At 66.0% G+C, this 10,636-nt stretch carries 8 protein-coding genes; 5 read left to right on the top strand and 3 right to left on the bottom strand.

Going from position 1 to position 10,636, the window contains the following annotated elements; translation table 11 throughout:
* The first annotated feature begins 236 nt into the window (after nt 1-236).
* On the top strand, nt 237-1,790 hold the full coding sequence (locus HUK82_RS11885; protein WP_176614166.1) for a carboxylesterase/lipase family protein: 1,554 nt from the start codon (nt 237-239) through the stop codon (nt 1,788-1,790).
* Between the two features lie 22 nt (nt 1,791-1,812).
* Here the strand turns inward: HUK82_RS11885 and HUK82_RS11880 are convergent, their stop codons facing one another.
* Nucleotides 1,813-3,318, bottom strand: coding sequence for a sulfatase family protein (locus tag HUK82_RS11880; protein WP_176614165.1), 1,506 nt, complete (start codon nt 3,316-3,318; stop codon nt 1,813-1,815).
* Between the two features lie 98 nt (nt 3,319-3,416).
* Here HUK82_RS11880 and HUK82_RS11875 point away from each other — a divergent pair, with 98 nt between their 5' ends.
* Complete coding sequence (locus HUK82_RS11875) at nt 3,417-4,349, top strand: formylglycine-generating enzyme family protein (RefSeq protein ID WP_212647972.1); 933 nt, start codon at nt 3,417-3,419, stop codon at nt 4,347-4,349.
* A 123-nt stretch (nt 4,350-4,472) separates the two neighbouring features.
* Nucleotides 4,473-6,410, top strand: a complete 1,938-nt coding sequence (locus tag HUK82_RS11870) for a M61 family metallopeptidase (protein ID WP_176614164.1) — start codon at nt 4,473-4,475, stop codon at nt 6,408-6,410.
* 54 nt (nt 6,411-6,464) lie between these two features.
* Here HUK82_RS11870 and tyrS read toward each other — a convergent pair whose 3' ends face one another.
* Nucleotides 6,465-7,712: a tyrosine--tRNA ligase gene (gene tyrS / locus HUK82_RS11865; RefSeq protein ID WP_176614163.1), complete on the bottom strand. Its 1,248-nt coding sequence runs from the start codon at nt 7,710-7,712 to the stop codon at nt 6,465-6,467.
* Nucleotides 7,713-7,925: 213 nt separating this feature from the next.
* Here tyrS and HUK82_RS11860 point away from each other — a divergent pair, with 213 nt between their 5' ends.
* Both HUK82_RS11860 and HUK82_RS11855 read left to right on the top strand, forming a co-directional pair.
* Nucleotides 7,926-8,354 (top strand): DoxX family protein, encoded by a 429-nt coding sequence (locus tag HUK82_RS11860; RefSeq protein ID WP_176614162.1) that lies wholly within the window; start codon nt 7,926-7,928, stop codon nt 8,352-8,354.
* 52 nt (nt 8,355-8,406) lie between these two features.
* On the top strand, nt 8,407-9,225 hold the full coding sequence (locus tag HUK82_RS11855) for an alpha/beta fold hydrolase (protein ID WP_176614161.1): 819 nt from the start codon (nt 8,407-8,409) through the stop codon (nt 9,223-9,225).
* A gap of 71 nt (nt 9,226-9,296) precedes the next feature.
* On the opposite strand, the gene HUK82_RS11850 is transcribed toward HUK82_RS11855, so the two are convergent.
* Entirely contained in the window at nt 9,297-9,962 is a 666-nt protein-coding gene (locus HUK82_RS11850) for an alpha/beta hydrolase (RefSeq protein ID WP_176614160.1), read from the bottom strand.
* Between the last annotated feature and the right edge of the window lie 674 nt (nt 9,963-10,636).

Raw genomic sequence — 10,636 nt, 5'->3', positions numbered from 1 at the left:
GGGCGCAGCGGGTGACGGCGGGGGCACAGCCGGCGCGGTCTCCGGCGGGGCGGCACGAACACAGGGTGCGGCAAGGACGCCCGACACAACGACAAGCGGCAGCGCAAGGCAGCGTGCAAAAGATGGCATCGAACCAGTTCTCCCATCACGGACATCTGGCGACAGCGATAGCAACCGCCCGGCATTTGGCAAGTCGCGGAAATGGCATAGGCTGCCCGTCTGTAACAGGAGAGACCATGACCAACCCGCGCCACGGCCTGTCGCGCCGCCATTTCCTGCACGCCGGCAGCCTGTCGGTGGCAGCACCCCTTGCCGCCTGCGCGGTAGGGACCTCGCCCGATCTGGTCCAGATCGGCCAGGGGCGTCTGCGCGGCGTGCGCGACAACGGCGTGGTCGCCTTTCGCGGCATCCCGTATGCGGGCGACGTGCGCGGCATGGGTCGCTTCCGGCCCGCGCCACCGCCGCCCACATGGGACGGCGTGCGTCCGGCGATGTCCTTCGGCCCGTCACCCGTGCAGGGTGTACGCCTGCGCGAAGGCATGCCGATTGCCGAGGACTGCCTGACGCTCAATGTCTGGGCACCCGAGAACGCGCATCAGGCGCCGGTGTTCGTGTGGATCTATGGCGGCAGCAACGTGGGGGGCACATCGGCCTCCACCGCCTATGACGGCGCGACATTCGCCCGCGCGGGCATCGTCTGCGTGACCCTGAACTATCGCGAAGGGGCCTTCGGCTTTCTGGCCCTGCACGATCTTCTGGGCGCGCCCTATGCCCTCAGCGGCAATGCGGCCCTGACCGATCAGATCGCGGCGCTGCGCTGGGTGCGCGACAACATCGCCGCCTTCGGCGGCAACCCCGGCCATGTCGTCCTCGGCGGCGAGTCCGCCGGCGCCAAGAATGTCCTCGCCGTCGCGACCTCGACCGAAGGGCGCGGTCTGTGCCACGGGCTGATCATGGAAAGTGGCGGCGGACAGACGGTGTTTTCACCCGATGAGGCCACGCGCAACGCACGCGCCTTCTGCGCCACGGCCGGTCTCGACCCCGATCGGGAGGCCGCGCGGCTGCGCACACAGTCGGCGACGCGCCTTCTGGCCGCACAGGAACAGTTTCTCGCCGCGCCGCCCTGCCGGTTTCCGTTTCGTAGCGTCGTCGACGGTCAGCTTCTGAAAACATCCCCGCTGGCGGCGGTGCAGGCCGGCGCGATCCGCGACCTGCCGCTGCTGATCGGCAGCAACGCCGACGAAAGCCACCTGTTCCTGCCCGCGAACAGGGCGGCCGAACGCCCGCGCCGGAGCGACGTGGCCAACATGAACCCCGACGACCTGCCGCGCATGGAGGATGCCTACGACGCGCATTTCCCCGCTATGGACCCGGCGGAGCGGCACTGGCGCCTGCTGACGGCCGAAGAATACTGGATTCCGACGCTGCGTGTCGCCGAAGCCCAGCGGGCCGCGGGGGGCGCGGTGTGGATGTACCGGTTCGACACGCCCGCCGCCCGGGGGCACTTCGTCGGGCTCGCCCCGCATGCCGCCGAACTGGCCTATGTCTGGGACATCACCCATAGCCACGTCACGCGGCTGGTCAACGGGCCGAAACTGCGCGCGCCCGACCTTGCCCGCGAAATGCACGCCCGCTGGATCGCGTTCATCGAGGACCTGCGCCCCGATCGTGGCGTGGTCTGGCCGTCCTACGACCCCACGACACGCCAGACCATGGTGTTCAACGCCCGCTCCGACGTTCAGTCCGACCCCCGTGGGGACGAGCGCGCGTTGTGGACCGGCGTGCTGTAGGGCCGTCGTTACCGCGTCGCGATCAGATGACGTCGGGTCTTTTGAATCCGGGATCGTTATAGGTGGGGTAATGATCGAACACGCCGCCCTGCCCCTCGATCCGGGGATCCCCGGTGCGGCGGAGAGCCCGGTTCAGTTCGTCGTCCAGTTGCCGGACGATCGCCGCGTAGGCCGGCAACGCCGCGACATTGGTCATATCGTAAGGATCCTGCGCGATCCGATAGAGTTCGCGCTCCGGGCGCAGCCCCGTCGCACGATCGAAGTAGGGCCTGACCGCCGGATCGTCGCGATGTGAGACGATATACGCCTTCGACCGTCCCTGATCGATATCGCCATAGCCGGCATAGACGTTGCGCGTCAGGCTGTCGGTCGTCTGCGGATGCTGGCTGGCGACGCCGGCCGGCGCCCGCGACGGCTCGAAATTACGGATATAGAGGTAGTCCCTGGTGCGGATCGCACGCATCGGATAGCCCCAGCCGATGACCTGCCGGACATCCATGTGGCGCTCCATGCCCGCCAGCGTATAGGACCGGTCAGGGCATGTCCCCTCCCCGTCCAGCCACGGCAGCAGGCTGGCACCGACCATGTCGCGCGGAATGGCGACACCGGCGAGCGTCAGGAACGTGGGCGCCAGATCGGTCGTGCTGACGATCGCATCGACAACGCGCCCCGGACGGTCGATCCCGCCCCAGCGCACCACGAACGGCACATGCAGCCCCGAGTCATAAAGCGACGCCTTGGCGCGGGGAAACGGCCAGCCATTGTCGCCCGTCATCACGATCAGCGTGTTATCCAGTTCGCCCGTGGCTTCGAGCTGGGCCAGCAACGCCCCGCAGTCGCGATTGAACCGCTCGACCCCAAACGCATAATCGGCCATGTCGCCGCGCACCTCGGGCACGTCGGGCAGATAGGGCGGCACGGTGAAGCGGCTGGACTCAATGCCCGCGTGCGCTCCACGGTCGATCTCATAAGGCCGGTGAGGGTCGTGGCTGCCGAACCAGAAGCAGAACGGCGCGCCCTCCGGACGCTCGGCGAGGAAGGTCCGGAAATCGTCATAGTGTTGTCCGGCCGGGTTCTGCGTCCGGTGCCCCGGCGCAAGCTGGCCCGGTCCCCAGCCCTTACGCGTCATGCCGACGAAATAGCCGCTGTGTTCGAGCAAGTCCGGATAGACCTGATAATGCGCGTCCAGCGTGCCGGCCAGATTGGCCCCCTCGGCAAGCTCCCACGGCCACTGGCCCGTCAGGATCGACGCCCGCGACGCCGAACAGGACGGACAGGCGACGAACGCGTTGGAAAAGCGCACGCCCTCCTCGCACAATCGTCGGTAGGTCGGGATCTGCAGTGCGAGATCATCGTGGTCGCGCGCACCGGTCCAAGACCAGTCATCGGCCAGCAGGAACAGGATATTCGGCCGCCGGGACCGATAACGGGCGGGATCGGTTGTCGCGGCCCGGCCGCCCGTGGCGCGCCACACCGACAGTGAGACGCCGGCGGACAGCAGGGCGCGGCGGGTGATGGGTGTTCTCACAAATGCTTCTCACGGTGCAGGGCGGACAGACGCGACGTTTTGAAGTATAGTAGGCCGTTGTCAACGCGCACGACCGCCGCGCACGCACAAGACGAGTGATGTCCCCGACCTTTGCCTCTTCCATGGTGCGCCTGTGCCGCGGCCGCTTTCTGATGGGCTCGGACCGCCACTATCCCGAGGAAGCCCCGCGACGCGTGGCCGAGGTCGATGATTTCCTGATCGACGAACATCCCGTCACGAACGCGCAGTTCGCCCACTTCGTCGCAGAGACCGGCTATCGCACCTTCGCCGAAACGCCGCCCGATCCGGACGCCTATCCCGGCCTGTCGGTCGCCGACGCACAGGCGGGCTCGGCCGTATTCGTGTCACCGCCCGGCCCCGTACCGCCAGGCCAGCCCGCCGCGTGGTGGCGTTTCATCGCCGGTGCCTGCTGGCGTCACCCCGAAGGACCCGACAGCACGATCGAGGATCGGGCCACCCACCCTGTGGTCCAGATCGCCTACGAGGACGCGCAGGCCTATGCGCACTGGGCGGGCAAGGCGCTGCCGACCGAGGCGGAGTGGGAATATGCGGCCAGGGGCGGCCTCGAAGGCGCGGAGTACGCCTGGGGCGACGAACTCGCCCCGGGCGGGCACTTCATGGCGAATTACTGGCAGGGCCGTTTCCCGTGGGAGAACACGCTGGAGGATGGTTTTGCCCGAACGTCGCCGATCGGTGCGTTTCCCGCGAACCCTTATGGCCTGCACGACATGATCGGCAATGTGTGGGAATGGACCACGGACTGGTTCACGACCCGGACGACCGATGAGCGCGCATGCTGCGGTCCCCCTCGGACGCGGCCGGGTACGCGGGAGGAGAGCCTCGACCCCTCGATGCCGCCCGCGCTGCGCACGCCGCGCAAGGTCGTCAAGGGTGGCTCGCACCTGTGCGCGCCGAACTATTGCCGCCGTTATCGGCCGGCGGCGCGTTATCCGCAGGCGACCGACAGCCCCACCTCGCATATCGGCTTTCGCTGCATCAAACGGCTGTAGGCAGCACCGCGCGGCGTACCGCCCGTCCGGACGCCGCGCCATACGGGCGTCCTCCCTTGCCTGATCAGCCCGAGATGAGTACCGCTGGGACACCCGAAGACCCCAGCCAGGGATGTCCGCCTTATGTCACGTCTGCGCCTTCTGACGACCCTGGGCGCGTTCAGCGCCCTCGTCTCGCCCACCTTCGCCCAGCCTCAGCCCGCGCCGTTGCCGATGCCGCCGACCATCGCCGAGCCGCGCGACACGCCGTTTCCCGGCACACTGACCGTATCGGTCGACGCGACGGACACCGCGCATCATGTCCTGTCGGTACACGAGACGATCTCCGTCCCGAAAGAGGCCGCCCAGAAGGGCGAGATGGTGGTGCTGTATCCGATGTGGATACCTGGTGACCACTCGCCAACGGGGGTCATCGAACAGTTGGCCAGCCTTCGGGTCGAGGCCGCCGGCAAGGCGATCGCGTGGACGCGCGACACGGTCAATGTTGCCGCCTTCCACATCCCGGTCTCAGCCACAACAGCGACACTCGACCTGCACTTCCAGATCCTGACACCGGTCACGCCCAAGGAGGGCCGGGTCGTCATGACGCCATCGATGGTCAACGTCCAGTGGGACCAGGTCTCGCTTTATCCGGCCGGTTATTTCACGCGCGGTATCCCGGTCGAGGCGAGCGTGAAGGTGCCGCATGGCTGGCAGATCGGCACCGCGTTGCGTTCGCCCGCCCCCGGCGACGAAACACGGTTCAACGCCACGACGTACAACACACTGGTTGATTCCCCGCTGTACTCTGGCCGCTATTTCCGCAAATTTGACCTGACCGGCCCCGATCATGTGCCCGTGACGCTGAATGTCATGGCCGACGACCCGGACTCCCTGAACGCCAAACCAGAGCAGATCGAGGCGCACAAGGCGCTTGTGAAGCAGGCCACAGCCCTGTTCCGATCGCACCATTACGACCACTACGACTTTTTGCTCGCCCTGACGGATGAGCTGGGCATGATCGGCCTTGAACATCACCAGTCGAGCGAAAACGCCGCCGATCCCGGATATTTCACCGAGTGGGACAAGACCTTTCCCGAGCGCGATCTTCTGGCCCACGAGTACACCCATTCGTGGAACGGCAAGTATCGCCGCCCCGCCGATCTCTGGGCCGCCAATTTCAACACACCGCAACGCGGCTCCCTGCTGTGGGTCTATGAAGGCCAGACGCAGTACTGGGGCAACGTGCTGGCCGCCCGTTCGGGCCTTGTGACGAAGGAGCAGGGTTATGACGCCCTGGCGTACATGGCCGCGTCCTACGACAACCAGACCGGCCGCGTCTGGCGTCCGCTGGAGGACACCACCAACGACCCGGTTATCGCGCAGCGCACGCCGCTGTCATGGCGTGACTGGCAGCGGTCGGAGGATTACTACGTCGAGGGTCAGCTCGTCTGGCTGGACGCCGACACGCTGATCCGCAAACTGTCCGACAACCGCAAGTCGCTCAACGACTTCGCCGGCACGTTCTTCGCGACCAACAATGCCAGCGTCGTCACCAGCCCCTATACCTTCGATGACGTGGTCGCCGCGCTGAACAACGTCCAGCCCTATGACTGGGCGAAATTCCTTCATGACCGACTGGACACGATCCAGCCGCACGCGCCGCTCGATGGCCTGAAGAATGGCGGCTACGCGCTCGTCTATACCGACGAACCGACATCGTTCATCAAGGCGCGCGAAGAGCAGATGCACATGGTGGACGTCACGTTCTCGCTCGGCATGATCGTCAAGAAAGACGGAACGATGACGCGCATGCACTGGATGAGCCCCGCCTACAAGGCCGGTCTGACCTCGGGCGAGACGATCATCGCGGTCAACGACATGGCCTACACCGACGACCGTCTGCGCCACGCCATCAAGGACGCGCACACGAACCCGAAGCAGGACATCCGTCTTGTGGTCAAGGCGGCCGATCACGTCATGAACGTGACCATTCCGTATCATGACGGACCCCGCTATCCGCATCTGCGGCGGATCGACGGCACACCCGATTATCTGGGCGCGATCTACGCCCCGCTCTGACCAGCGTGGCGCGGGGTGCCCGAGTGGCCCCCCGCGACAGCCGCGTTCGGGGTGTCAGACGCCCTTGATCAACACATGATGTTTCCGGCCCGATGACAGACGCAACACGCCGTCGATCAGGTCGACGGCGCCTATGACGCGTCCCTCGTCGGTGATCGGCTGGTCGTTCAGGCGCGCGCCGCCGCCGCGGACAAGGCGCCGGGCCTCGCCATTGCTGGCCACCAGTCCCGCTTCGACCAGAAGACGGAACGCCGGAACACCGTCGGCCAGCATTGCCGCCGGCACCTCACGGGTGGGCAGGGCCGCGTCGGCCAGAGCGCCCTGCTCGAACGTCCGGCGCGCGGCCTCAGCGGCCTCCTCGGCGGCGGCACGACCATGGCACAGGGCGGTCGCTTCGGTGGCGAGGATCTTCTTCGCCTCGTTGATCTCCGCACCTTCCAGCTGACCGAGGCGAACGCATTCCTCAAGCGGCAGGTCGGTGAACAGCTTGAGAAAGCGCTCGACATCCGCGTCCTCGGTGTTGCGCCAGAACTGCCAGTAATCGAACACCGGCAATTTGTCTTTTGACATCCAGACCGCACCCGACGCGGATTTTCCCATCTTGGCGCCCGAGGCCGTCGTGATCAGGGGCGAGGTCAGGCCGAACACCTGCTTCTGGTCGGTGCGACGCACCAGATCGATGCCCGACACGATGTTGCCCCACTGGTCGGAGCCACCCATCTGCAACGTGACGCCGAAACGGCGGTTGAGTTCGCGGAAATCGAACGACTGGAGAATGGAGTAATTGAATTCGAGGAATGTCAGCCCCTGTTCGCGCTCCAGCCGCGAACGCACGGAATCGAACGCCAGCATGCGGTTGACCGAGAAATGCACGCCGACCTCGCGCAGCAACTCGATATAGGAAAGTCTGTCGAGCCAGTCGGCGTTGTTGGCCAGCACTGCGTCGCTCGGCCCATCGCCGAAACGCATCATCTGCCGCAGGCTGCCCTCGATCCCGCGCAAGTTCGCGGCGATCCGGTCGTCGGTCATCAGGGCGCGGGCTTCCTCGCGGAACGAAGGATCGCCGATCTTGGCCGTCCCACCGCCCAGCAGGGCCACCGGACGATGGCCGTGCTTTTGCAACAGGCGCAGCATCATGATCTGCGAGGCCGACCCGACATGCAGACTGTCGGCCGTCGGATCGAAACCGATATAGCCGGTCACGGGCCCGGCGAGCATCGCCGCATCGAGTGCCTCGAGATCGGTGCACTGGAAAATGAAACCGCGCGCCTGAGCCTCGCGCAGGAAATCGCTCTTGGGCATGACCGCCAAAACCTCGTTCTACCTGACGAGGTTTGCTCTAGCACGGCGGCGTACGGGGTGAAACCGCGCCCGCACCCGTCGCGATATACCAATAAATGGAAACAATTAAATTCCTTTGTTTCTGTTTATGCCCGATCTGAACGCCGATACCGTCAGGATCAAGGCGCCACACGGTGCCGGGTTCTCTCACCTCGCACGTATCGGACGCCGACCATGATCCCCTCTTCCGTTCGCTCCCCGCTTCTGCTTGTCGCCCGTTTCGCGCTCAGCACGCTGTTCCTGGTGATGGGGTGGGGCAAGCTTTCTGACTTCTCGGCCACCGTGGGCTACATGGCCCAGCTTCACGCGCCCTTCCCCGGCCTCGCCGCCCTGGTGGCCGTGGTGGCCGAACTCGGCGGCGGCATCGCCATCGCCGCCGGCGTGCTGATCGAGCCCGTGGCCATCGCGCTGGCGCTCTATACCCTTGCGACCGGCTTCATCGGCCATGCGTTCTGGACCATGGACGGTGCCGTGCGGGGCGACATGATGATCCACTTCTACAAGAACATCAGCATCGCGGGCGGCCTTCTGGCCCTCAGCGTCGCCGGCAGCGGGGCGCTTGCCCTGCGCCTGCCGATGCGCGGCCGCACGGCGCGGTCCTGACCGCGGGACGCTCTTTTCCATAGCCCACCTTCAGAACACAGGAGATCTCCCCATGACGACACTCACCCTGCGCGACGGCACCGAGCTCTATTACAAGGACTGGGGCGCGGGTCAGCCCGTCCTGTTCAGCCATGGGTGGCCGCTGGATGCCGATATGTGGGACAGCCAGATGCTTCACCTCGCCCGCAACGGCTACCGCGCCATCGCCTTCGACCGGCGCGGGTTTGGGCGGTCGTCCCAGCCCTGGAACGGCTACGACTACGACACCCTCGCCGACGATATTCATGAGCTGATCACGGCCCTGGACCTGCGCGACGTCATTCTGGTCGGCTTTTCGATGGGCGGCGGCGATGTCACCCGGCTGATCGCCCGCCACGGCACGGAACGGATTGCCAAGCTGGCGCTGCTGGGCGCGGTGACGCCGCTGTTCATGAAGACAGCCGACCATCCGGCCGGCCCGGAGCCGGCCGTGTTCGACGGGATCCGCGACGGGCTGGAGGCCGACCGTGCCCAGTTCCTGTCGGATTTCTCGGCAATCTTCTATGGCACCAACCATGGGCAGACCGTCTCCGCCGGCGTTCTGGGGCAGACACAGCAGATCGCGCTGCTGGCCTCGCTCCGCGCGACGATCGAATGCGTCACGGCGTTCTCGGCCACTGATTTCCGGCCCGACATGGCGCAGATCGATGTGCCGACACTGGTCATCCACGGCGACGACGATCAGGTGGTACCGTTCGAGGCCACGGGCAAGCTGACCGCCGCACTGGTCCCCGGCGCGACGCTCAAGGTGTACGAAGGGGCGCCTCATGGCTTCGTGGTGACGCACCAGGAGCGGTTGAAGGCCGATCTTCTTGCGTTTGTCCGGAGCTGACGGGACGCCGTATAACAAAAAAGCCCGGCGGGATCACTCCCCCGGGCTTTTTTTGTGGGTGCGGCCGCGCCTCAGTCGGCGGCGAGCGCCAGTGAACGACGCGACATCATGGTGGTCACGTGGTCTTCCAATGCGTCGGAAACCTGCTCCGCATGGTTGGCGAAGACATGATCGGCACCGTCGAAAATGCGATAATCGACGCTGACGCCCTTCTGGGTGTTCAGCTTGTCGACCAGCTTGTGCACCGCAGGCTCGGGCACCAGTTCGTCCGCGCCACCGGCAATCATCAGGCCACCGCAGGGACACGGGGCCAGAAAGCCGAAATCATAGTGATTGGCGGGGGGGGCCACGCTGATCCAGCCCGTGATTTCCGGGCGGCGCATCAGAAGCTGCATGCCGACGAACGCGCCGAACGAATAACCGGCGATCCACAGCGTCCCCGAATTCGGGTTGACCATCTGCATCCAGTCCAGTGCGGCGGCGGCATCCGAGATCTCGCCGATCCCGCCGTCATACCGGCCCTGGCTGCGACCCACGCCGCGCGAATTGTAGCGCATGACCGAGAAGCCCATCTTCTCGAAGGAACGATACATCGCATAGGTGATGCGGTTGTTCATCGTCCCGCCATGCAGCGGATGGGGATGGAGGACCAGCGCGAGCGGGGCATTCGGCTCGGCGGAGTGGTGATAGCGACCTTCGAGCCGACCGTCAGGGCCGGCGAACATGACCTCAGGCATTGGGTTCCCGCGATATTCCTGGCCGTCCCGTTGGCATGACGGCCGCGAGTTTCAACGCAGTCTCGGCGCTGGGCGATGCCCCGCCCGGCGCCGGTGAAAGAAAGACAGCACGCCCTGGACACTGGTCCCGCCCAGAATGGCCGGGACCGACACGCGAACGATATCGGGTGACGGAAATGCGGTGGCGTGCCGGTTTGTCAGTGGTGCAATGCGCGATGATCGGGCCCGCGGCGCAGCGCGGAGTCGGTCGTCACGGGAGAGGCACGCTCGACGATCGGGCGGCCCTTTGTTGACTTCGACATGGACGCGTCCATACCCTGAACCTCCCTCTTGCGGATCGACGCCGCGGCCAGCACGCGCGTGTCGCACATTGCGGTCCGGCGGCCCGAGCCTTACCTTGACGGTTACGACTCGCGCTTCCGTGTGTATAGCGACGCGCGGATGTGAATTGCCACAGGAATCGTCATCCACCCCCGCGCGCCGGCGGGACTGCCTATAAATGAGGCAAACCCGCGGTGCGCGCCCGGTGTCCAACGGATCGTCCGACCCATGACCGTCACACGGAAGTTCGTCACCCTGGATGCCAATGCCACCGAGCCCCTGCGCCCCGAGGCGCGCGAGGCGGTGCTGGCGGCGTGGGCGATCGGCGGCAACCCGTCGTCGGTCCATGGCGG

It is taken from the genome of Ameyamaea chiangmaiensis (assembly GCF_013376175.1).
GTDB lineage: Bacteria > Pseudomonadota > Alphaproteobacteria > Acetobacterales > Acetobacteraceae > Ameyamaea > Ameyamaea chiangmaiensis.
The sequence above is the reverse complement of the archived record's forward strand: the minus strand, read 5'-3'. Positions and strand labels throughout refer to the sequence as shown.

What these genes read in the sequence shown, in the direction of transcription:
- HUK82_RS11885 (WP_176614166.1), top strand. Translation starts at nt 237, where the DNA reads ATGACCAACCCGCGCCACGGCCTGTCGCGCCGCCATTTCCTGCACGCC.
- HUK82_RS11875 (WP_212647972.1), top strand. Translation starts at nt 3,417, where the DNA reads ATGTCCCCGACCTTTGCCTCTTCCATGGTGCGCCTGTGCCGCGGCCGC.
- HUK82_RS11870 (WP_176614164.1), top strand. Translation starts at nt 4,473, where the DNA reads ATGTCACGTCTGCGCCTTCTGACGACCCTGGGCGCGTTCAGCGCCCTC.
- tyrS (WP_176614163.1), bottom strand. Translation starts at nt 7,712, where the DNA reads ATGCCCAAGAGCGATTTCCTGCGCGAGGCTCAGGCGCGCGGTTTCATT.
- HUK82_RS11860 (WP_176614162.1), top strand. Translation starts at nt 7,926, where the DNA reads ATGATCCCCTCTTCCGTTCGCTCCCCGCTTCTGCTTGTCGCCCGTTTC.
- HUK82_RS11855 (WP_176614161.1), top strand. Translation starts at nt 8,407, where the DNA reads ATGACGACACTCACCCTGCGCGACGGCACCGAGCTCTATTACAAGGAC.
- HUK82_RS11850 (WP_176614160.1), bottom strand. Translation starts at nt 9,962, where the DNA reads ATGCCTGAGGTCATGTTCGCCGGCCCTGACGGTCGGCTCGAAGGTCGC.